22 protein-coding genes and 1 tRNA gene are annotated in these 22,374 nt (G+C 63.6%); 14 read left to right on the top strand and 9 right to left on the bottom strand.

Annotation, left to right across the window (positions count from 1 at the left end; translation table 11 throughout):
* The first annotated feature begins 1 nt into the window (after position 1).
* On the top strand, positions 2-1,768 hold the full coding sequence (gene aceK, locus ALVIN_RS10010; protein WP_012971211.1) for a bifunctional isocitrate dehydrogenase kinase/phosphatase: 1,767 nt from the start codon (positions 2-4) through the stop codon (positions 1,766-1,768).
* A 13-nt stretch (positions 1,769-1,781) separates the two neighbouring features.
* Here aceK and ALVIN_RS10005 read toward each other — a convergent pair whose 3' ends face one another.
* The 3 genes from ALVIN_RS10005 to ALVIN_RS09990 form a co-directional block, all read right to left on the bottom strand.
* Complete coding sequence (locus ALVIN_RS10005; protein ID WP_043795609.1) at positions 1,782-2,657, bottom strand: CpsD/CapB family tyrosine-protein kinase; 876 nt, start codon at positions 2,655-2,657, stop codon at positions 1,782-1,784.
* Between the two features lie 4 nt (positions 2,658-2,661).
* Positions 2,662-3,798, bottom strand: a complete 1,137-nt coding sequence (locus ALVIN_RS10000; RefSeq protein WP_012971209.1) for a hypothetical protein — start codon at positions 3,796-3,798, stop codon at positions 2,662-2,664.
* Between the two features lie 586 nt (positions 3,799-4,384).
* Complete coding sequence (locus ALVIN_RS09990) at positions 4,385-4,840, bottom strand: hypothetical protein (protein WP_012971207.1); 456 nt, start codon at positions 4,838-4,840, stop codon at positions 4,385-4,387.
* Positions 4,841-5,071: 231 nt separating this feature from the next.
* Here ALVIN_RS09990 and ALVIN_RS09985 point away from each other — a divergent pair.
* From ALVIN_RS09985 to ALVIN_RS09965, 5 genes are all read left to right on the top strand, one after another.
* Positions 5,072-5,162 (top strand) — tRNA-Ser (locus ALVIN_RS09985).
* Between the two features lie 271 nt (positions 5,163-5,433).
* Positions 5,434-6,276, top strand: a complete 843-nt coding sequence (gene ppsR, locus ALVIN_RS09980; RefSeq protein WP_012971206.1) for a posphoenolpyruvate synthetase regulatory kinase/phosphorylase PpsR — start codon at positions 5,434-5,436, stop codon at positions 6,274-6,276.
* Between the two features lie 21 nt (positions 6,277-6,297).
* Complete coding sequence (locus ALVIN_RS09975; RefSeq protein ID WP_012971205.1) at positions 6,298-7,152, top strand: DUF4743 domain-containing protein; 855 nt, start codon at positions 6,298-6,300, stop codon at positions 7,150-7,152.
* A 55-nt stretch (positions 7,153-7,207) separates the two neighbouring features.
* Positions 7,208-8,446 carry a flavodoxin-dependent (E)-4-hydroxy-3-methylbut-2-enyl-diphosphate synthase gene (gene ispG / locus ALVIN_RS09970; RefSeq protein WP_012971204.1) on the top strand — a complete coding sequence of 413 codons (1,239 nt, stop codon included), beginning with the start codon at positions 7,208-7,210 and terminating at the stop codon, positions 8,444-8,446.
* 111 nt (positions 8,447-8,557) lie between these two features.
* Complete coding sequence (locus ALVIN_RS09965) at positions 8,558-9,229, top strand: L,D-transpeptidase (protein ID WP_012971203.1); 672 nt, start codon at positions 8,558-8,560, stop codon at positions 9,227-9,229.
* A 15-nt stretch (positions 9,230-9,244) separates the two neighbouring features.
* Here ALVIN_RS09965 and ALVIN_RS09960 read toward each other — a convergent pair whose 3' ends face one another.
* Positions 9,245-10,663, bottom strand: coding sequence for a PhoH family protein (locus ALVIN_RS09960; protein ID WP_012971202.1), 1,419 nt, complete (start codon positions 10,661-10,663; stop codon positions 9,245-9,247).
* Positions 10,664-10,722: 59 nt separating this feature from the next.
* Positions 10,723-11,262: a glycine cleavage system protein R gene (locus ALVIN_RS09955; RefSeq protein WP_043796216.1), complete on the bottom strand. Its 540-nt coding sequence runs from the start codon at positions 11,260-11,262 to the stop codon at positions 10,723-10,725.
* A gap of 134 nt (positions 11,263-11,396) precedes the next feature.
* Between ALVIN_RS09955 and ALVIN_RS09950 the strand changes: the two genes are divergently transcribed.
* Positions 11,397-11,981, top strand: coding sequence for a hypothetical protein (locus ALVIN_RS09950; RefSeq protein WP_012971200.1), 585 nt, complete (start codon positions 11,397-11,399; stop codon positions 11,979-11,981).
* A 72-nt stretch (positions 11,982-12,053) separates the two neighbouring features.
* Here the strand turns inward: ALVIN_RS09950 and ALVIN_RS09945 are convergent, their stop codons facing one another.
* Both ALVIN_RS09945 and ALVIN_RS09940 read right to left on the bottom strand, forming a co-directional pair.
* Positions 12,054-12,260 carry a YgaP family membrane protein gene (locus tag ALVIN_RS09945; RefSeq protein WP_012971199.1) on the bottom strand — a complete coding sequence of 69 codons (207 nt, stop codon included), beginning with the start codon at positions 12,258-12,260 and terminating at the stop codon, positions 12,054-12,056.
* 178 nt (positions 12,261-12,438) lie between these two features.
* Positions 12,439-12,924, bottom strand: coding sequence for a cyclic nucleotide-binding domain-containing protein (locus tag ALVIN_RS09940; protein ID WP_012971198.1), 486 nt, complete (start codon positions 12,922-12,924; stop codon positions 12,439-12,441).
* A 214-nt stretch (positions 12,925-13,138) separates the two neighbouring features.
* Between ALVIN_RS09940 and rpsF the strand changes: the two genes are divergently transcribed.
* From rpsF to ALVIN_RS09900, 7 genes are all read left to right on the top strand, one after another.
* Positions 13,139-13,531, top strand: coding sequence for a 30S ribosomal protein S6 (rpsF, locus tag ALVIN_RS09935; RefSeq protein ID WP_012971197.1), 393 nt, complete (start codon positions 13,139-13,141; stop codon positions 13,529-13,531).
* Positions 13,532-13,573: 42 nt separating this feature from the next.
* Entirely contained in the window at positions 13,574-13,798 is a 225-nt protein-coding gene (gene rpsR, locus ALVIN_RS09930) for a 30S ribosomal protein S18 (protein WP_012971196.1), read from the top strand.
* Between the two features lie 53 nt (positions 13,799-13,851).
* Positions 13,852-14,763 (top strand): hypothetical protein, encoded by a 912-nt coding sequence (locus ALVIN_RS09925; protein WP_012971195.1) that lies wholly within the window; start codon positions 13,852-13,854, stop codon positions 14,761-14,763.
* A 43-nt stretch (positions 14,764-14,806) separates the two neighbouring features.
* Positions 14,807-15,256, top strand: a complete 450-nt coding sequence (gene rplI / locus ALVIN_RS09920; RefSeq protein WP_012971194.1) for a 50S ribosomal protein L9 — start codon at positions 14,807-14,809, stop codon at positions 15,254-15,256.
* A gap of 337 nt (positions 15,257-15,593) precedes the next feature.
* Positions 15,594-19,253 carry a replicative DNA helicase gene (dnaB, locus tag ALVIN_RS09910; RefSeq protein ID WP_012971192.1) on the top strand — a complete coding sequence of 1,220 codons (3,660 nt, stop codon included), beginning with the start codon at positions 15,594-15,596 and terminating at the stop codon, positions 19,251-19,253.
* A 123-nt stretch (positions 19,254-19,376) separates the two neighbouring features.
* On the top strand, positions 19,377-20,129 hold the full coding sequence (ubiG, locus tag ALVIN_RS09905; protein WP_012971191.1) for a bifunctional 2-polyprenyl-6-hydroxyphenol methylase/3-demethylubiquinol 3-O-methyltransferase UbiG: 753 nt from the start codon (positions 19,377-19,379) through the stop codon (positions 20,127-20,129).
* 243 nt (positions 20,130-20,372) lie between these two features.
* Positions 20,373-20,522, top strand: a complete 150-nt coding sequence (locus tag ALVIN_RS09900) for a hypothetical protein (protein ID WP_223295200.1) — start codon at positions 20,373-20,375, stop codon at positions 20,520-20,522.
* Positions 20,523-20,550: 28 nt separating this feature from the next.
* Here the strand turns inward: ALVIN_RS09900 and ALVIN_RS09895 are convergent, their stop codons facing one another.
* Both ALVIN_RS09895 and ALVIN_RS17815 read right to left on the bottom strand, forming a co-directional pair.
* Positions 20,551-22,023, bottom strand: a complete 1,473-nt coding sequence (locus ALVIN_RS09895) for a 2Fe-2S iron-sulfur cluster-binding protein (RefSeq protein ID WP_012971189.1) — start codon at positions 22,021-22,023, stop codon at positions 20,551-20,553.
* A 197-nt stretch (positions 22,024-22,220) separates the two neighbouring features.
* Entirely contained in the window at positions 22,221-22,361 is a 141-nt protein-coding gene (locus ALVIN_RS17815; RefSeq protein WP_012971188.1) for a hypothetical protein, read from the bottom strand.
* Positions 22,362-22,374 lie beyond the last annotated feature (13 nt).

The raw sequence follows: 22,374 nt of genomic DNA, 5'->3' as shown, positions 1-22,374 counted from the left end.
CATGGCCTGGACCGAAGCCAAACTCATCGCCGAAGCCATCCTCGAAGGTTTCGAGCGTCACTTCCGGCTCTTTCGTGAGACCACGGCCGGCGCCCAGGCACGCTTCGAGCAGGCCGACTGGCCGGCGGTCCAGGTCGCCGCGCGCGAGCGCATCGATTTCTACGATACGCGCGTCGGCGAGACCGTGGCGCTCCTGCGGCGCGAGTTTCATCTGCGCGATCCCAGCGATACGCTCTGGCGCCGGGTCAAGGTCGAGTACATGCGCCTGCTGCCGCAGATCAATCAGCCCGAGCTGGCCGAGACCTTCTACAATTCGGTCTTCTGCCGGCTGTTCGACCGCCATTACTACAACAACAGCTACATCTTCGTCTGGCCGCTGATCTCGACCGAGCATCTGGAAGCGGAGGTGCCGATCTTCCGGCCCTATTACCCGGCGCGCGACGGCTTTGCGCGCGTCATCGCCCGTATCCTGCGCGATGCCGGATTCGAACGCCGCTTCCGTGACATGCGGCGCGACATCCGCTGTCTGCTGCTCGCGATCCGTTCGCGCTTCCCGGCCAATCGCGCCATCCAGCAGAACTTCCAGATCGCGGTGCTGTGCGCGCCCTTCTTCCGCAACAAGGGCGCTTACATCATCGGCAAGGCGATCAATGGCGCCGATCAGATCCCCTTCGTCGTGCCCATCCTCAACGACCCGGAGCAGGGACTCTATGTCGACACGCTCCTGACCGGGGTGGAGGACATCTCGAACGTCTTCAGCTTCTCGCGCGCTTATTTCATGGTCGACACCGAGGCGCCGGCCGCCGTGGTCGACTTCCTGCGTCCGCTGATGCCGCGCAAGGGCAAGGCCGAGCTCTATACCGCGATCGGGTTCCAGAAGTTCGGCAAGGCCGAGTTCTATCGCGACTTCATCAAGCATCTGCGCTACTCGTCCGACGAGTTCATGATCGCGCCCGGCATTCGCGGCATGGTGATGTGCGTCTTCACCCTGCCGTCCTTTCCCTATGTGTTCAAGATCATCAAGGACCGCTTCCCGCCGCCGAAGGAGATGACGCGCGAGCAGGTCAAGGAGAAGTACCAGCTGGTCAAGATGCACGACCGGGTCGGGCGCATGGCCGACTCCTGGGAATACTCGCATGTGGCCTTTCCGCTCGATCGCTTCTCACCGGCGCTACTGGAATTGTTGGATGCCGAATGCGCCGGCAGCCTCGAACGGGTCGGGGATCAGCTCATCATCAAGCATCTCTACATCGAGCGCCGGCTCTCGCCGCTGAACCTCTATCTGCACAGCGCCGACGACGACGACATCCGCCATGCCATCGGCGAGTATGGCGACGCCATCAAACAACTGGCCGCCGCCAACATCTTCCCCGGCGACTTCCTGTTCAAGAACTTCGGCGTCACCCGGCATGGGCGCGTGGTCTTCTACGACTACGACGAGCTGTGCTATCTGACCGAGTGCAACTTCCGCGACATCCCCGAGGCACCCTATCCCGAGATGGAGCTGAGCGAGGAGACCTGGTACACCGCCGGTCCCAACGATGTCTTTCCGGAAGAGTTCGCGACCTTCCTGCTCACCGACCCGCGCATCCGCAAGGTCTTTCGCGCCAGGCATCGCGAGCTGCTCGACCCGGACTGGTGGCGCGCGCGTCAGGCCAGTATCCGTGCCGGGCATCTGGAGGACGTCTTTCCCTATCCGGTCGAGCGGCGCTTTCGCAAGGATCGCGAGGAGTTCCCGCGCCGCTATCCGCATCTGGCGGATGGGTGAGCGCTGAAACGGTTCACTCGCCGTCACCGCAGCGGGCGTAACCCGACTCGGCTTTGTTGAGCACCATCCCGATGCATTGCGCGCCGAGTAGCGCCTGGGCATCGGCCAGTTCCTTACGGCTGACCCGGCCATCCGCGACCACCAGCAGCACGGCATCGACATGGGGCAGAGCCGCGACGACAGCGTCGCCGGCGAAGAGCGACGGCATGTCGAACAGGATCAGCCAATCGGTCCTGTGACGCTTCAGCGCCTCGATCAGTTGCCTGATGCGTGGCGAAGAGCAGAGCTGGGGCGCGTGCCGGATCGGCGCACCGCCCGGCAGGATCGTCAGTCGCTCGATGCCGGGATCGATGAGGACGTCTTCCAGGTCGGCCTGACCCGCCAGCCAGTCGATGAGCCCAGGCGAGCCGCGAGGCGTGACATAGCGGCTGAGTGACGGATGTTTCAGATCGAAATCGACCAGCAGCACGTGCTGCTCGATATCACGCGCCAGACTGATCGCCAGATTGAGCGCGGTCGTTGTCCTGCCGTCACCACGCCCTGGGCTGGTGATGGCGAGTGTTCGGTGCGACTCGGTACGCAGTCGATGCAGGATCTGAGTGCGCAGAATCCTGTACGCCTCGGCCACACCCTCATCGACGCCGACCAGCGCCGGATCGCCCTCGATCCGCAGAAGACGCCCATTCAGCAGTGAATAGGGATCGAACGACAGTTGCCCCGTACGTCTGCACTGAAGTTGGACGCCGGTTCCATCGGTCTTCCCGACTGGCCGGATGGGCTGTTCGTGGTTGGCGGGCGCGGGCGGCGGCTGGGTGGAGCGCTGCGGCTGGGCGAGCGACTGCTGACGCTCCGCGCGGGCACGCTCCATGGCTTTTCTCAAGCGTTCCATGACGTCAGCCCGACAAGCCCGACGCGGCGGCGTCGACCCGGTGCATGAGTAACGACCAGAGCAGATCCAGTGGCATGACGAGCCAATGGATGACGGCCGTCGCGAAGAGGGCGAGCGTCAAGGCGACTCCGGCGAGGGTGTAGGTGCGCGTCAGGCGCGTTTGGCGGTCGCGCGCCGTCTCGATACGGGGAACGACGGCCAGCAGCGGGATGGGGGTGGCCAACTGGATCGCGCATGGGCCATGCAGTCCCGTGTCGAGACGCGCCAGCCGTAGCAGAACGCCAACGCCGCCGGCTCCGGCGAGCACGAACCCGAGCACCAGGATCAGTAGTCGATTGGGCGTGTTGGACGTTTCGGGCGCCCCTGGAGGTTCGAGCAGTGAGAAGCGCTCACCCTGCCGATCACGCTCGAGTGACTGGACCAGTTGCGTTTGCAGGCTCTGCTCGCGGAGCTCGCGATACTTGGTCATGGCGTTCACATAGTCACGTCTGAGCGCGCTGATGGTGTGTTGATCGACGCGCTGCCGCTCAACGGTGGCGAGCCGGGTCTTCAGTGCGTCGATTTCGGCGGCCAGTCGCTCGGCAGCCGCGTGCAGCGAGTCGGCCGCAGGGTTGGCTGTGGTGCGCTGTTCCGGGTTCTCGCTCAGGAAGAGCGAGGCCAGTGCGTTGGTCACGTCCCGAGTGATCTTGGCCGATCCATCCTCGAACGACAGCGTCCAGGTGACATTGGCCTGCCGGGCGGTGTGTCCGGTCCGCATGTCGAGTATTTCGGCACGGATCGTATCGATTGTGATGTGCTGGCGCATCTCCGCGACGGCCATGTCGAGGCTCTCGCGGCGACGGATGTCGGAATAGAGGTCATAGCGCTCGATCAGGGTGCGCAGGTGGCCGGCGGTCATCACCTGTTGGCCGATGAGCCGGAGGCGCTGCTCGGCATGACGCATGACCGTGGTTCTGGCCGGATCCGGCGGGATCTCCAGGCGTTCGGCGAGCATGACGGCCGTCGAGCTGTAGCTGGGCGGAATGAGCAGGCTGACGAGGACGGCGATGGTGAACAGGATGGAGGCGGGGACGATGGCTTGCCATTTACGGCGTTCGAGGATCGCTAGCGAGTCACCTAGCGTAAGACGATGTTCTTCCACGAAAAGATCTGACCTTGACAGCGCAGACTTTGGATGCGGAGCCGCGCCCCGCAGCGGGGGTGCGGCTTCGCCGGGGACCCGGGCGCGTCAATAGCCCGGAGGCGGGCGCCGTCCGCCGTAAGGCATGGGGCCGTCGGGACCGGGGCCGTATCCCGGACCGTATCCAGGGCCATATCCCGGACCATAATCGTTGCGCGGGGGCGGCGGGCCATAGCCGCCCGGTCCACGCCCATAGCCTGGTCCGCGGTCATATCCGGGTCCGCTAGGGCTATATCCATATCCCGGGCCGCGTCCTGATCCCTGGGACTGCCCCTGCTGCGGCTGATTGGGTCTTTGATTCTGCTGGCCACCCTGGCCCTGACTGGGCCCCTGGCCTTGATTCATCCCCTGACTCGAACCCTGCGGCCCCTGACCCGGCCCACCACCTGGCTGGGCCTGGATGTTGTCGGGTAGCGCAAGACCCAGGGCGAGCGCCAGGGCGGCTCCCGATACGGACAAACCGATTTTGTGCATTTCAGACCTCCGGAATGTGATGCGTTCAGCGACGGTGACGCGCGTGGAGCGAATCCAGGGCGAGGCTGTGAATTCAGCCGAGAAACTCGGCTGCCAGTGCGTGTTGCTGTCGTGCGGTATGGCTCTCGTCGGCCGAATCGTCTTCCATCATGGCACAACTGACGGCCATGCGTGCCTGAACGGCCGCTTTCCAGGCGCGATTCTGTCGTTCGGTCATGAACTCGTCCGGGGTCAGAGCGGCGGCGGCGGCGGCGGCGACGAAGTGATCGGCCTGTGCCAGCCAGTCGGTATCCCGGCCACAGTCGGTATAAGTCTTGACGGCATAGGCACGGGCCGCCCGGAAAGCGTCCTCCAGTTCGCCGGGTGTGATCGTGTCCGTGAGTCCGGTGGCGATGGCACGGTTCACGCGCTCGTCACGGCTCAGGCTCATCACCTGTTGCGCGAACCGGCAACCGAGCTGTCGTTGCTGATCCGGGGTCAACCGATTGAGCGCCGCGCGAAGATCCTGGTCGTTGTCGATCGTGGCCATGGGGCGAGTCCTCAGCCAAGAGTATGGAATGTCCGGGGAGTTATATCAGCAAATTCTGCGCTCGATCACATTGACGTGGGTCACGAGCCACTGCATTCGCATTCAAAATGCCGTAGTCGGCGCTGATTGCAGGCGGGAGTGTATTGATGTATAGTACGCTGCTTATCGAGCGACAGGGATGGCCGGCTATAGCCGACGCGCAAAAGCCGATGATGGCTCGATGTCTCTGCTGGAGAGGTGTCCGAGTGGTTTAAGGAGCACGCCTGGAAAGTGTGTATAGGCTAATACCCTATCGAGGGTTCGAATCCCTCCCTCTCCGCCATATATACGCTTGACGCATCAACGCGTCAGCCCGCAAGAAAGCGCCCATTCTCGCGAGAGATGGCGCTTTTTTTGTGTCGAAATGACTGGGTTTTGCCGGCCATTCCCTCCCCGCCTCCTGGAAGCGGGCACGCTTGGCGTGTTCTCCAGCCGGAGCCCGACGGTACGCTGTCCGGTGGGGCCGTGAGCGTGTCATACTGACGCGTCGGCCATCGCGCCCTGAAGTCGGGCCACGATCGGCCTGTGCCGAGACCACAACAGACCACCTCGTTATGAACCGCACCGTTTTCTTCGTCTCCGAGAGCACCGGCATCACCGCCGAGACCCTGGGGCACAGCCTGCTGTCGCAATTCGACACCGTCGAGTTCGAGCAGGTCTACATGCCCTATATCAACACCGAACTGCGTGCGCGTGCCCTGACCCAGCGCATGCAGGAGGCGGCTGATCGCGATGGCGCACGCCCGATCGTCTTCGCCACCATGATCGACGACGGAATCCGCGCCATCCTCAAGAGCGGCAACTGCTTCTACGTCGAATTGTTCGAGGTCTTCGTCGATCCGCTGGCGCGCGAACTCGGTGTGCCGCCGAGCCTCAAGGCCGGCCGCAGCCATGCCATCACCAAGCCGAGCTACTACACCAAGCGCATCGAGGCGATCAATTTCGCCATGTCCAACGACGATGGCATCCGCCCCGACAATTTCTATCGCGCCGATGTGGTGCTGACCGGGGTCTCTCGCTCGGGCAAGACGCCGACCTGTCTCTATCTGGCCATGCACTATGGCCTGCGCGCGGCCAACTATCCGATCACCGAGGAAGACTTCGAGCGCGGGGACGTGCCGCAGCTGCTCTACGACTGCAAGCACAAGCTCTTCGCCCTCACCATCGATCCGCAGCGGTTGCAGCTCATCCGCGAGGAGCGCCGTCCCGGCAGCCCCTATGCCTCGCTCAAGCGCTGTCAGGACGACATCCGGATGGCGCATCAGATCTACAAGCGCTTGCAGGCGCCGGTGCTCAACACCACCTCGCAGTCGATCGAGGAGATCTCTTCACAGATCGTCAAAGCGCTCAAGGAGGCTCAGGAGGGACGCAATCCTGTGTTCACCGAGACGCATTGAAACCGCTCCGAGGCCCATCACGTGAGTTTCATCGACAAGATTCGCGCCTGTAATGCCTGGAATCCGAGTGACTTCGTGCCGCTATGGCTCGACGGAGCACGGGTCGGGTGGTTGCGCCGGAGCGCGTGCGATCAGCTGCGACGCTGGCCGGAGCAGTTCGCGGTCGAATCCGGGCGCGTGACCTGGGTCGGAGCGCCGGCCGAGTTCTCAGCGCGCACCGCCGCGCTGGATGCCGTCTTCGCGCGTCTGGCCGAGGAGGGGGTGGTCAGTCATCTGCACGGCGAGCGCTATCCATTGACCGCGAGCACCCGTGAGCGCGCCTGCTGTGTGATCGACCGCGCCTGCGCGCCCTTTCTCGGCGCGCGCGCCTTCGGTCAGCATCTCAACGGCTATGTCCGCACCGCGCACGGAATCGAGATGTGGATCGGGCGGCGCGCGGCCGATCGGCGTCACTATCCGCTCCATCTGGACAATCTGGTCGCGGGCGGACTCCCGCATGGGCTGAGTCTGGTGGATAATCTGCGCAAGGAATGCACCGAGGAGGCCGGGATACCGCGCGCGCTGGCCGATCGGGCCGTGGTGGCGGGTGCCATCACCTATTGCCGCGACTCGGCGGGGGGGCTCAAGCCGGACGTCATGTATTGCTATGACCTGGAACTGCCCGAAGACTTCGTGCCGGTCTGCACCGATGGCGAGGTCGAGTCCTTCCAGCGATTGCCGCTCGCTGAGGTCGCCGCGCTGGTGCGCGACACCGATGCGTTCAAGCTCAACTGCAATCTGACCATCATCGACTTCCTGGTTCGGCACGGTTTCATCACGCCCGAGGAACCGGACTATCTGGAGATCCTGGCCGGACTGCGCGCGCCGCTGCCCTGAACCGCCCCTGCAAACCTCTCCTGTCCACATCGCCCACGCGGAACGAATCGAACTCATGAGCCAAACGAACACCCCCCAGCGACGCCAGACCCTGCCCGTGACCGTTGGGTCCGTGACCATCGGCGGCGGAGCGCCGATCGTCGTCCAGTCCATGACCAACACCGACACGGCCGATATCGACGCGACCGTGCGTCAGGTCGCCGAGCTGGCGCGCGCCGGCTCCGAGATGGTGCGTCTGACCGTCAACCACGAGTCGGCGGCCAGGGCGGTGCCGGCGATCCGCGAGGCGCTCGAGGCCCAGGGCTGCCATGTCCCGCTGGTGGGTGACTTCCATTTCAACGGCCATCGGCTGCTGACCGACTATCCCGAGTGCGCCCTGGCGCTGGCCAAGTACCGCATCAATCCGGGCAACGTCGGCAAGGGCGAGAAGAAGGACAGCCAGTTTGCGACCATGATCGAGCTGGCCTGCCGTTACGACCGTCCGGTGCGCATCGGGGTCAACTGGGGCAGTCTGGATCAGGAGGTCGTGGCGCGGATGATGGACGAGAACGCCCGCGCGTCCCAGCCCAAGGACAGCGACCAGATCATGTACGAAGCCATGGTCGAGTCGGCGATCGGCAGCGCCGAACGTGCGGTGCAACTGGGTCTGCCGAAGGACCACATCATCCTGTCGTGCAAGATGAGCGGGGTGCAGGATCTGATCCGCGTCTATCGGATGCTGGCGGCGCGCGGCGACTATGCGCTGCATCTGGGTCTGACCGAGGCCGGCATGGGGTCGAAGGGCATCGTCGCCTCGACGGCGGCGCTCGCCGTGTTGTTGCAGGAAGGCATCGGCGATACCATCCGCGTCTCGCTCACCCCCGAGCCGGGCGAGTCGCGCACGCGCGAGGTGGTGGTGGCGCAGGAAATCCTGCAATCCATGGGCTTTCGCTCGTTCGCGCCCATGGTCACGGCCTGCCCCGGTTGCGGACGCACCACCAGCGACACCTTCCAGCATCTGGCCAAGGACATCCAGGGCTATCTGCGCGAGCAGATGCCGGTGTGGCGCACCCAGTATCCGGGGATCGAGACCATGCAGGTGGCCGTGATGGGCTGCGTGGTCAATGGTCCGGGCGAGAGCAAGCACGCCAACATCGGCATCAGCCTGCCCGGCAGCGGCGAGCGTCCGGCCGCGCCCGTCTATGTCGACGGCGAGAAGGTCGCTACTCTCAAGGGCGAGGGCATCGCCGAGCAGTTCAAGCGCATGGTCGATGAGTACATCGAGTCGCGCTATGGGCGCGGCACCGACGCTTAGCGCGCACGGGGAAAGGTCGTCGGAGTGCGCTTCGACTTTTTTTGACATCCTGTCTATGCTCTCTCTGGAACCCCGTCGATCCCGGCGGGGCGAGCGGAGAGCCTTGACGCCATGTCTGCACCGTCCACGCATCTTCTGTCATTCCTCGCGGCCCTGTCACTCGTCGGCTGTGCCCATACACCCAGCGAAACGCTCACGGAGCCGGAACCGCGCGAGACCGAGTGGCGTATCGGTGGCGCTGACGCCGGTTTGCCGGCTGACATGAGCCAGGGGTTCATCGCGCTGCCGGTGACGACGGGCGCACCGATCGAAGCCGAGCCTGACGCGAGCGAAGCGGTGCCGACCAAGGCTGAAGCCATCGCCGCCGAGCCGTCGTCCTGGCCGGCTGAGTCCGCGACGGCCGCACCGGCGGCGGACGCCGATACCGCCAAGCATCGCTCGCTGACGATCTCGCTCGGGGAGCAGCTCTTCGAATACAAGGAGGGCGAGTCCGTGGTCCGCTCCGGTCCCATCTCATCGGGCAAGCCGGGCAATCCGACGCCGACCGGCCGCTTCAAGGTGCTCAGCAAGGATGAAGACAAGGTCTCATCGCGCTACACCAATCAGCTCGGGATGCAGGCCTGGATGCCGTACTCGATCCAGTTCTACGGCCATTATTTCCTGCATGAAGGCTGGCTCCCCGGCTACCCGGACTCACACGGCTGCGTCCGGGTCGGGGAGAAGGATGCGCGCTTTCTGTTCGAACGGCTCAGGGTCGGCGATCCGGTCCTGGTCGTGAACTAGCGGCGACCGGCCGCCTCACAATTCCTGCGAAGCGAAATCGGCCAGACGCGAGCGCTCGCCGCGCATGAGCGTGATGTGCCCGCTGTGCGGCCAGTGCTTGAAGCGGTCGACCACATAGGTCAGTCCCGAGGTGGTCTCGGTCAGGTAGGGCGTGTCGATCTGGCCGATGTTGCCGAGACAGACGAACTTGGTGCCCGGCCCGGCGCGGGTGACGAGCGTCTTCATCTGCTTGGCGGTGAGGTTCTGGGCCTCGTCGAGGATGATGTATTTGTTGAGGAAGGTGCGCCCGCGCATGAAGTTGAGCGAGGAGATGCGGATGCGGTTGCGCACCAGATCCTGGGTCGCTGCGTGTCCCCAGCTGCCGCCGCTCTCGGGCCGGGTCAGCACTTCCAGGTTGTCCATGAGCGCGCCCATCCAGGGCGTCATCTTCTCCTCCTCGGTACCGGGCAGGAAGCCGATGTCCTCGCCGACCGGGACCGTGACCCGGGTCATGATGATCTCGCGATAGAGATTGCGCTCCAGCACCTGCACCAGTCCGGCCGCCAGCGCCAGCAGGGTCTTGCCGGTGCCGGCCGTGCCGAGCAGGGTGACGAAATCCAGCTCGGGGTTCATCAGCATGTTGAGCGCGAAGTTCTGCTCGCGGTTGCGCGCGTTGATGCCCCAGACGTTGTGACGCGGCAGACGGTAGTCCTCGACCAGCTCGACGACGGCCTCGTTGAGGCTCGGTTTGTCGCGCACCATGGCCTCGAACTCGCCGTCATCGCCGAAGGCGAGGCATTGGGCCGGATACCAGTCGGCGATGTCCGGTCCCGAGATCCGATAGAGGGTCCGGCCCTGTTCCTTCCAGGCGTCGACCGACTTCTCGTGCCGCTCCCAGAAGTCGTCGGCCAGCACCTCCAGCCCGGTATAGAGCAGATTGGCGTCGTCGAGTACCTGGTCGTTGGAATAGTCCTCGGCCTGGAGGCCGAGCACGGCGGCCTTGATGCGCAGGTTGATGTCCTTGGAGACGATGATGACCTGGCACTCGGGATGCTTCTCGCGCAGGGCCAGCGCGATGCCGAGGATGGTGTTGTCGGGGGTGGCGCCGGGCAAGGATTCGGGCAGATGGATGTCGAGCGGCTCGGTCTGGAAGAACAGCCGGCCGCTGGCCGATTGCGTGATGCCGCCCCCCACCGCGTCCGGCCCGAGCGGCAGGCCGGCGTCGATCTCGGCCTTGTCCGCGTCGGACATGAGCTGATCGAGGAAGCGGCTGACCTGACGCACGTTGCGCGCGACTTCCGACAGGCCCTTTTTGGCGCGGTCGAGCTCTTCCAGCACCACCATCGGGATGAAGACGTCATGCTCCTGGAAGCGGAACAGCGAGGTCGGATCGTGCATCAGGACATTGGTGTCGAGCACGAACAGACAGGGCTTGTCGTTTTCGCGTTTGATCATGATGTTCCGCCTTCCGGTCTGGATCGGGAGTGGAGGAGGGCGCCCGCACGGCGCGCGGCTCAGCCCTTGAGCGGTTCGAGCACGGCGTCGAGGTTGAGCGCGTCGCAGTAGTCCATGAAATCCTCGCGCAGCGCCGCGATATGGAGATCGGCCGGGATGCCGACCGTCATGTGCACCGCGAACATGGGCGTGCCCGTGTGGGCGGCGGCATAGGTGCTGGTCGAGAGATCCTCGATGTTGATGTCGCGCTCGGCGAAGAATCCGGCGAGGTTGTTGACGATGCCCGGATGGTCCAGCGATACCACGTCGATGGCATAGGGCAGCAGGTTGCGTCCGGTGGCGCGCTCGCCGGTGCGCTTGCAGATGATGGTCATGCCGAGCTGGCGTTCCACTTCGGGGAGCGCGTTCTCGATCTTGGCCAGGGTGTTCCACTTGCCCTCGACCAGCAGCATGGCCGCGAACTCGCCGCCGAGGACGGTCATGCGGCTGTCCTCGATGTTGCAGCCCTGGTCGAGGATGACCTTGGAGAGCTGGTTGACGATGCCTGGGCGGTCTTCACCCAGCGCCGAGATCACGAGGTAGGTCTTCTGCCTGGTCATATCCATGCCGATTGGTCGGGGATTGGGGAAAATGGGTCGGGTCGAACTGGTTCAGTCTAGCATGGCCCGACAGGGGGCCATATCTAGAGTCGATAAGTCGACCCTGGTTAACACTGTTGCGAGGAGAGAACTCATTGATTCTGAAGCTCATCATCGACGACCAGCCCCACGAGATCAACGTGCCGGACGCGCTCCTGGCCGAAGCGCGCGACTACTTCGATCAGATCGACCGCGACATGGATCGCGGCTGGCAGATGGGCCGTGACTGGATCGAGGCGCCCGACCGGATCCAGCGCGCCCAGATCGTCGCCGATCGTCTTCTGACAGCGATCGAGACCGACAACCTCAAGCTCGGCACACTCATGGCCGGCTATCTCCTGGATCGTCTACCGGGAGTGGAAACGGTCGAGCCGGACATCCAGGGCGAGATCCAGAACACCCGTTTCGACATAGGGCGTCACCCCCAGGCAGCGCCGGTCGTCTCACCCGCCACGTCCAAGCCGACTGGCGCCGGTCTGAGCAAACTGGAGGCGATGGAACAGGCCGGGCGCGACGTCACCCAGGTCTTCAAGGTCGGACGCGGCTACCGCTTCTCGGTCTTCGACCGCGACACCGGAACCTGGATGGATGCGCCGCTGGCGCCGACTGAGCAGGAGGCGGGACGCTTGCGCCAGGAGGCGTTCAAGGCGCGTTACGAGGCATTGCTGGCAGGTGGATGAGCGGGGTGGCTGTGTCGACGGCCGTCCATGGCAGAGTAGCCGCCGGCTCTTGGCCGGCGGCAATCGTCACGATCAGTCCTTCTTGTTGGTATCGATCTTGAGCAGCGTATAGGCAGGGCAGAAGCTGATGGCACCAGTGGCCAGCACGATCAGACCCAGGATGTCCAGGATGACGCTGCCGGTCATGAGGCCGGCGAGGATCAGCACGCCGGCGGCGGCCAAGCGGATGTTGCGGTCCATGGGGCCGACGTTCTTGGGCAGGTTCTGCAGCATACTCATGCGTTCTTTACTCCTTCGACAGGATTGGACGGGTTTGAGATTCAGACGACGATGGCGCCAGGCATTGAGCGGAACCGGACGCGATTATAGTCACCTTCGCGCAGTGACGTGATGACGATCCGCACACCGAACCGGCCTCCATGTCGAGACGTTCAGACGCTCGATCGTGCTCAAACGTTCAATGAAGCGCGTGCGAACTGCAGACATACTTGGTCAGCTCGACATGCTGCGCGTTCATTCGACGCAGGATGTCCTGACTGACCTTGACGATGTTCTGCATCACACGATAGACGAGCCAGGGATGCTCGATCAGCAATGATTCGAACGCCTCGCGCTCGAAGCTACAGACCAGAGTGCGTCCGAGCGAGCGCAGCGTGGCCGTGTGCGGCTGGCCGCTGATGAAGCCCATCTCGCCAGCCAGATCGCCGGTGCGCAGCACATGGATGGTGGTGTACTCACCCTTGCCCATGTCGCGCGTGACCGCGATCGCCCCCTCGGTGATCACGTGCAGGCTGTTGTCGATATTGCCCTCCTGGATCAGGATCTCCTGGTCGGCGAGCCGGCGACAGTAGGCGATTCCGGCCAGCGCCTGGACCTGCTCGTCGCTGAGATTGGCGCTCAGACTGGAGCGACGCAGTGATTCGAAATCTTGTTCAGTACCCATTTCGATGTCCCCCTATATTCTGAATTGCTGAATTTTAGATGATCAGTTTGATCCAGGCCGGCGTCCGGGGCAAGCGGTGGACACCGCGAAGCGGTGCACAAGCATCGTTTTGACATCGGGTCGCTTTCCAGTATGATGCGCGATTCCCCGAATTTCGGGGTCTCCTTGCCTCACCGCAGCGTGCGGGAGGCTGTCCAATCCGTAAGGAGCCGCAATGCGACATTACGAAGTAGTTTTCCTGGTTCATCCGAGCCAGAGCGAGCAGGTGCCCGGCATGATCGAGCGCTATCAGGGTAGCCTGGAGAAGCGGGGCGGTGTGGTGCATCGCTGTGAAGACTGGGGGCGTCGTCCGCTCGCCTATCCGATCAACAAGGTGCACAAAGCCCACTATGTGCTGATGAACGTCGAGTGCGATCAGGAAGCGATCGACGAGCTGGCCAACGCGTTCCGGTTCAACGACGTCGTGCTGCGCAACCTCATCATCCAGCGTGATGCGGCCGTGACCGAGCCTTCGCCGCTGGCCAAGGGCAGCGAAGAGCGCGAGCGCTCCGAGAGCTCGGACAACGACTCCGACAGCAACGACGACAACGACAACAGCGACGACTGAGCACCTGCCTCAGACGTGCGTCTCTGACTCCAGGAGAACACCATGTCACGCTTCTTCCGCCGCAAGCGCTACTGCCGCTTCACCGCCGAAGGCATCACCGAGATCGACTACAAGGATCTCAACCTGCTGAAGGCCTACATCAGCGAATCCGGCAAGATCGTCCCGAGCCGCATCACCGGAACCTCGGCCAAGTACCAACGCCAGCTCGCGCAGGCCATCAAGCGCGCCCGTTATCTGGCGCTGCTGCCCTATACCGACGGCCACTGAGCGTCGTTCGGCGTCGAGCCGGCACGCGCGTCCAGTCAGGAGTCCCATCGACGATGAAGCCGCTTGCGAACTTCATCATGCGTGGCTACTCGCCGGCGACCCTGGTGACGACGGTCGCGGGTCTGCTGTCGCTGCTGATCCCCTTCGTCGGCGTGATCAGCTCGGCGGCGGTCGGTCTGGTGACACTGCGTCAGGGCGCCCGTCCGGGGATGCTGCTGCTGGGCACCTCGACGCTGGCCAGCGGTCTCATCGCCTGGCCGGCGCTCGGCAGCCCCCTGGTCGGACTCGGGATCCTGCTGGTGCTCTGGGTGCCGATCTGGGGACTGGCGGCCGTTCTGCGTGCCACGCGCTCGCTGAATCTGACCGCGCAGCTCGCCGCCCTGGGCGGCCTCGTGGTGGTGCTGGTCGTGCATCTGGCCGTGGGTGATCCCGCGCTCTACTGGCGCGAACTCATCGAGCCCCTGCGTCAGTCGCTGCTCAGCGATGGCCTGGTCGAGGCGGCGGCCAGTCAGGTGCTCTTCGAGCGTCTGGCCCAGTGGATGACGGGGGCCTTTGCCGCCGCCCTGGTGTTGCAGTATCTCGTCAGTCTCTTCGTCGCGCGGGCCTGGCAGGCTCAGCTCTACAATCCGGGCGGATTCGGCGCCGAGTTCAAGGCGCTGCGTGTGGGGTCGCCGGTCGGCGGGCTGTTCGTGCTGTTTCTGGCCTGGGGGCTGCTGGCTCAGGGGCCGGGTCTGGATCTGGTGCCGGTTCTGGGTCTGCTGCTGCTCTTGCAGGGGCTGGCCGTGATCCACCGTCTCCGCGAACTGCGCAACGCCAATCAGGGCTGGCTGGTCGCGCTCTATGTGCTGTTGGTCTTTTTCATGCCGCAGATGGTGCTGTTGCTGATCAGTCTGGGGCTGATCGATCTCTGGGCCGACATCCGCGCCCGTGTCGAGCAACGCGTCTCCGGAACCGGGAAGCCCTAGCCCCCGGTGGCGGCATCCAAAATTTGTCGAGAGGAATACTCAAGTGGAAGTCATCCTGCTGAAGAACGTCGCCAAGCTGGGCGTGCTCGGGGACAAGGTCAAGGTCCGTTCGGGCTATGGCCGCAACTATCTGATCCCTGGTGGTTTCGCCGTGTCGGCGACCGCAGAGAACCTGGAAGCCTTCGAGGCCCGTCGCGCCGAGCTGGAGCGCGCCGCCGCCGAAGCCCTGGCCGCTGCTGAGGCGCGCAAGGCCCAGTTCGAGGGCGTGAGCCTGACCATCGCCCGCAAGGCCGGTGACGAAGGCCGTCTGTTCGGCTCGGTCGGCGCGGCCGACATCGCCGAAGCCGCGTGCGAGGCTGGTCTGGAGCTGACCAAGTCCGAGGTGCGTCTGCCCGAGGGTCCGTTCCGTGCCGTCGGTGAGTACGAAGTCGCGCTGCACCTGCACGCTGACGTCGACGCGCTGGTCAAGGTCGACATCGTTCCCGGCAACTGAGTCTGGATGCCGATCGGGCCGGCGATCGACGCCGGCCGCGACCGGCTCCAGAACCTCGATGCCATGCTCGTGAGGCGTCTCCGGCTCCGTAGCCTGAGCGCCGCTTGGACGCGCCCCCGGGCGCGTCTCCTGTTTTGGGATGCTTCGATCGAGTCCCGGCTTGATCCGCTCGACCCGCAGGGCCAATATCCCTGATCGGCCATATCCGCATCGTCCTTTCCGGTGCATCCCAAGCTACTCGGGCGGGCCTGGCCTTGCCCCGTTTCGACCCTGTCGTCGCGTCAGGATCGAAACCTCTCGTTAATCCGTCTATTCAGACGCTGACTGGTCTGGTGCCATGTTCGAGTCAGAGACCGCTGGGCCGCCGGGCATGGCCGCCGGCTTCGACGAACTGCGTGTCCCACCCTATAACCTCCACGCCGAGCAGTCACTGCTGGGCGGCCTGATGCTCGACAACAGCGCCTGGGATCGCGTCGCCGACATGGTCAGCGAGGGCGATTTCTACCGGCGCGAGCATCGTCTGATCTTCGAGGCCATCACCAAGCTCGCCACCGTCGACCAGCCGTTCGATGTGGTCACGCTGGCCGACACGCTGGAGAGCAGTCAGCGTTTGAACGACGTCGGCGGGCTGTCCTACCTGGGCACCCTGGCCAGCCAGACGCCGAGCGCGGCCAACATCCAGGCCTATGCCAAGATCGTGCGTCAGGCGTCGGTGCGGCGCCAGATGATCGCCGCCGGCACGGCGATCGCCGACAGCGCCTATCACCCCGATGGCCGTGAAGCGTCCGAGCTGCTCGACGAGGCCGAGCGACGGGTCTTTGCCATCGCCGAGCAGGAGTCGCGCGGGGGCGGTGGCTTTCAGGCGATCCGCACCCTGTTGAGCCAGGCCGTCGACCGCATCGAGACGCTCTTCCAGCGCGAAGAGCCGATCACGGGTCTGTCGACCGGCTTTGCCGACTTCGACGAGATGACCTCGGGACTCCAGCCCTCGGACCTGATCATCGTGGCGGGGCGGCCGTCGATGGGAAAGTGTGTGGCCGCCGACACCGAGATCCTGCTCGACGACGGTCGGGTCGCCACCATCGAAGAGATCGTGCGCGAGGGTCAGGCGCGCCTGCTGACCCTGGGAGACGACTGGCGCCTTGGGTTGACACAGCCGAGCGCGTTCGTCGATGACGGTCGCAAGCCGGTGTTCCGCGTCACCACGCGACTGGGGCGTCAGATCGAGACCACGGCCCCTCATCCCTACCTGACTCCTTCCGGCTGGCGTCCGCTGTCCGAATTGCGCGTTGGCGAAACGATCGCCGTGCCGCGCCGTCTGCCGATCTTCGGTCGGGAGGCGATGCGTGATTGTGAAGTCAAGCTGCTCGGCTATTTGATCGGCGATGGCTGCCTGACTGGAACCCGCCCGCTTTTGACCAATTCCGATCCACTCGTTCAGGCGGATTTCAGTGCAGCTACTGATGCCGTGATCACGGGTTTAAACGAAAATCGCGAGAGCACTCGGTCAGCGTCCGAAGCACTAGCGATCTGGCTGGAAGCATTTAAACTTCGTGATTGTTCTGCCAATGCTGTTTTTGTTCCGGAAGCCGTTTTTCGCTTACCCAAGAGCCAGCTGGCGCTCTTCATCAACCGGTTTTTTACAGCGCGGGGACTGGATGAACTTGGCTATTCGACACTAAGTGAGCGACTGTGCAGGCAGGTGCAGCATCTGCTTTTGCGCTTCGACATCATTGCCAGTTGCTATCGGCGGCACCTTGAGCCGGCACACGCTGAAACAAGCGTTTGGCGGCTCGACATCACGGACATCGACTCGATCGAGATCTTCGCTACAGAGATTGGTCTTTTAGCGCAAGAACCATTAGCGATACCGGAAAATAACTCCGCGCGAAATCCTGTTTCGGCTAAAGGGGATGTCTATTGGGACCAGATCGTCGCTATCGAGTCGATCGGCGAGCGGCAGGTCTATGATCTGACCATCCCTGAGACGCACAACTTCATCGCCAACGATATCTGTGTGCACAACACCACCTTCGCGATGAATGTCGCCGAGAACGTCGCCATCCAGTCCAAGCGCCCGGTGGCGGTCTTCAGTATGGAGATGCCCGGCGACTCGCTGGCCATGCGCATGATGTCCTCGCTGGGGCGGATCGATCAGCATCGGGTGCGTACCGGCAAGCTGGAGGACGACGAATGGCCGCGTCTGACCTCGGCGATCAACCTGTTGTCCGAGACCTCGATTTTCATCGACGACACCCCGGCGCTCTCGCCGACCGAAGTGCGTGCGCGCGCACGTCGGCTCAAGCGCGAACAGGGTGATCTGGGGCTGATCGTGCTCGACTACCTCCAGCTCATGCAGGCACCCGGCGCAGGCGAGAACCGCGCGACCGAGATCTCGGCCATCTCGCGCGCACTCAAGGGGCTGGCCAAGGAGCTGAGTGTCCCGGTCATCGCGCTCTCGCAGCTCAACCGCAGCCTGGAGCAGCGCCCAAACAAGCGGCCGGTGATGTCGGATCTCAGAGAATGCGTGACTGGAGACACTCTAGTCGTTTTGGCGGATGGGCGTCGTATCCCGATTCGAGATCTCGTCGGTACTTGTCCCGATGTGGTGTCGGTAGACGAATCCGGTCGCCTGATCGAGGCCAAGTCTGACTGCGTATGGTGCGTGGGGCGTCGCCCGGTATCCGTTGTCCGGCTCGCGAGCGGGCGTCAGATCCGAGCCACGGCCGATCATCGCTTGCTAGGCGCGAATGGCTGGCAAACCGTTGGTGAATTGACTCCAGGGGCACGTTTGGCGATCGCGCGTCGCTTGCCCTCTCCCATAGATAGCCGGCGATGGCCGGATCATCACTTGATACTGCTTGCTCATTTGATCGGTGATGGTAGCTATCTGAGCGGTCAGCCATTACGCTATACGACTGCTTCGGAGGACAATAGCCGCATTGTATCTGAGTGTGCCGCTCAATTTGGTGTGCGTATCAGCCGTCATGCGGGAGTTGGAGCTTGGCATCAGCTTGTTTTCAGCGGCAACGGCAACCGTTGGCATCCGGCTGGTATCAATCTCTGGTTGCGCGAACTCGGTATTTTTGGGCAACGATCTCACGAAAAGCGCGTGCCGGCTGAGTTGTTCCGCTTAAATAATGAACAACTGGCCTTATTTCTGCGCCATCTCTGGGCAACTGACGGTACGATTTCACTCCGTAAACCAGGGCAGAAAGGCAGTCACGGCGTACATCTCAGCACAAATAGCCGTGGGCTTGCGGAAGACGTTGCGGCTGTATTGATGCGTCTGGGAATCGTTGGTCGGATTCAGGCTGTATGCCAAGCCAGCTATCGGACAACCTATATGGTTTGGGTTAGAGGTGCCGATAATCAAAGGCGGTTTTTAAGTCAAGTTGGCGCTTTTGGTCCCCGTGCATCGCAAGCTGCTGCGCTGCAAGCGGCATTGATAGATATCAAATCGAATACGAATGTTGATACGCTTCCGCGCGAGATGTTTGATCGAGTGCGTTTATTGATGCAAGAACGTGGCATATCGCAAAGAAAAATGACCGCATTGCGTGGGACTGCCTATGGTGGTTCTTCCCATTTCCGCTTTTCTCCATCGCGAAGTTTGTTGGCGGATTACGGCGAGCAGCTTCAAGACCCAGAGTTACAGGCCGCCGCCGCCAGCGATTTGTTCTGGGATACTGTCGTTGCTATCGAGCCAGACGGAGAAGAGGACGTCTTCGATCTAACCGTTCCGGGGCCAGCGTGCTGGCTGGCGGACGGTATCGTCAGCCACAACTCGGGAGCCATCGAACAGGATGCAGACCTCATCGTCTTCATCTATCGCGATGAGGTCTACAACAAGGAAAGCAGCGACAAGGGCATCGCCGAGATCATCATCGGCAAGCAGCGCAATGGCCCCATCGGAACCGTGCGGCTGACTTTCCTCGGCAAATACACCAAGTTCGAGAACTACATCGGCAGCTATTACGGTGAGGACGAGCATTGACGCTCCGCGCCGAGCCGCGAGCGCCGGCCTGTCCATGCCAAAGGCGCTGACTTGCCGTCGGCGTTCCGCACCACCATCTAGTGCGAGCATTCAGCCGGCGGCATTCGACCAAGGAGATCCAACATGTCCACCGCCCATCTCTCCGCGCCGAGCATCGATCCTGAGGAAGTCGCCTATTTCGAGCGGCTCGCCCACCGCTGGTGGGACACCGAAGGCCCGTTCTGGCCCCTGCACCGGCTCAATGCCTTCCGGGTCGACTACATCCGCCGGCATCTGTGCGCGGCCTTGGATCGCGACCCGAACGCCGAGCGTCCGTTCGCAGACCTGCGGATACTCGACATCGGCTGCGGCGGCGGCATCCTGAGCGAGTCCATGGCCCGACTCGGCGCTCAGGTGACCGGCATCGACATCACAGAGAAAAATCTCCAGGTCGCCCGGATGCATGCCCAATGGAGCGAGCTGGAGATCGATTACCGTCTGGCGAGCGTCGAGCAGCTGGCGGAGGATGAGGCAGGATTCGACGTGGTGCTCAACATGGAGGTGGTCGAGCATGTCGAGCATCTGCCCGATTTCCTCGCCGACTGCGCACGTCTGGCGCAGCCCGGCGGACTCATGGTCGTCTCCAGCATCAACCGCACGCCGGCCGCCTGGGTCATGGCCATCCTGGGCGCCGAATACATCCTGCGCTGGCTGCCGCGCGGCACCCACCATTACCGCAAGCTGGTGCGGCCTGCTGAGGTCGCGCATGGGCTGGGCGCCGGCTACCGCCTGATTCACGAGACCGGCGTGCGCGTCAATCCGTTCAATCGCGCCTTTGGCTACACGCGCTGGAAGGGTGTCAATTACATGATGGTCTGGCAACGTCGTGCCGATTGAGCGTTTCAGTCTCCGTGCGATAAAACGGGAATAAGCCGGCCTGTCCTATTGAACGCCCGTCACTGAAAACATATGCTTGGGACTCAATAACACTGAGCGCTCGCGCCCCAGGCTCGAACGACTCAGGAAATCGGAGTCTCGCGGATGGATCACTGACATCGCATCCCTGGCTCCGGTGAGGAGAGACAGACGTTGTTTGGAGTCAGCGTGATGGAAAAAAGACAAAGAGAATTGGACACTTGGGTGGCTTCCAAGGTGCGTGGCAATCTGGGCTACACCTATATCCGGCTCTATGCCGATGCCCCGAGCTGGGTGCGCGATGTCGCGGTCAACCGCTTCGGCAAGGGCACGGTGTTCCTGCCGCCGGAGCAGTCCAGGCCAAGGGCGGCCTGAACGCCAGGGGCAGGTCCGGCGAGCGTGATCAGGTGGCTGTCTCTTCGGTCGCGATCCGCTCCACTTCGATACCCAGGGCGAGCAATGCCGCGCGCATCGCCCTGACCCACTCGGCCGGCCCGGCGACATAGAAGCGTGCTACAGCCGGCTCGGTCAGATCGGCGCGAATCAACGCGATCAGATCCTCGACGCGCCCACTCATCAGCGGTGTGAAGCCGAAGTTGTCCAGCGCATCCCGCAGTGCGCGCCCCCACTGGGCCTGATGATGGGCCTCCGGGTAGGGCGTATCCCAATAGAGATGGAACGACTCGATGTGGTCGATCGAAACCGCATGTTCGATCAGGCTCTTGATCGGGGCGATGCCATCGCCATGGGCGATGAAGATCGCCGGTTCCGACGCCTCGTCCCGCAGCACGAAGTCTCCCAATGGGCCGCTGACCGTGACGAGTTGCCCCGGACGCAGACCATCGAACACCGCCTCCGAGAAGGCATCCGCCTGACGCCTGACATAGAACCACAGGTGGCGTCCGTTGCAGGGACAGCTGGCGATCGGCAGCTCGCGCGATTCGCCGCTCTCCAGGGTCAGGAGCGCCCGCTGTCCGGCCATGAAGCGCAGGGTCTGGGTACGCGGGGTCTGGATGCTGAGCGCGACCAGATCCGGGCCGAGCCGTTCGAGCTTGCGCAGACTGGCACGGATCTCCTGGTGGGGCAGATCCTCGGCCCGATTGGTCTCGGCGGCCTCCAGCACCAGATCGGTCACGGCCGTGTGCGAGCAGGTCAGAATATAGCCCATCGCCTTCTCGCGTTCGCTGATCACATAGTCGTGCTCACGCAGACGCCAGGTCTCACCGCTGACCACACGCGCCTTGCAGCCGCCACAGTTGCCGCTGGAGCAGCCGTAGTTGAGCGTCAGGCCCGCGCGCACCGAGGCTTCGAGAATGGATTCGTTGCCCTCGACGAAGAAATCGTGCCCGCTGGGGATGAGCTTGACGTTGGCGGCCATGAGTCGCAAAAAAGCGTCTTTGACGATGAGTTGGGCGCGCTGGTCCGGATTGGACTCAGCAGCCAGCCGCGCGCGTTCCCCGCGCAGCCAGTCGCGCAGCGCCAGCAGGGATTCCTCGAGCTGACCGCGCGGCAGCCGGCAGAGTTCGTCGACCTGCTCGCCGATCTGGTCCAGCAACTCCGTGGCCGACTCCAGCCGCGAGACACGCTCGGCGAGACTGGCGCTCAATCCATGAAGCCGTGAGAGCAGTACCTCGGGATCGGGCAGGGTGGTCTCGCCGCCGGCGTGGAGCTTGGGATGGGCGAGCGCCTTGATGCGGGTGGTCCGCTCCAGCGCATCGTCGTTGGCAAGGCTGACGCTCGGATAGGCGCGCAACAGATCGTTGACCGCCACCGCCCCCTCGAAGGTCGGGATCTCGCCGCGACGGATGCGCGCCTGGAGTTCGGCTCGGGTGACGCCCGCGAGCCGCGCGGCGCGTGAAAGGCTCAGATAGTCCATGCTCGGGATCGCCTGTCTCGTTTGAAGGGTCTTCCCCGATGTGGTCGCTCCCCGGTGATTTTCAAACCGCCCGCACGAACGCAGGGCGCGTGAAGGTGTGCGGCTCGAACCGGCCCGGTCGGGGCGGCCGAGCACGGATGGGCCGCGAGGCGGACATGGTGTAGAGTGCGATCGATCCGATCCCGGTATGGAGGATGTCAAATGTCCAAGCCCACGCCGCCCGTTCGACCCACGTCCCAGCGCCCGAAACCGAAGGCCGGCCCGGCGACGCCGGCCGACGCCAGTCCGCGCTCGAATCCCTCGCCGATCAGGCTCAGCTCGGGCGATGCCAAACTCATGGCCGCCGTCCTG

It is taken from the genome of Allochromatium vinosum DSM 180, assembly GCF_000025485.1.
Classification (GTDB): domain Bacteria; phylum Pseudomonadota; class Gammaproteobacteria; order Chromatiales; family Chromatiaceae; genus Thermochromatium; species Thermochromatium vinosum.
Note: the sequence above shows the minus strand (reverse complement) of the source record. Positions and strands in the feature narration are given on the sequence as shown.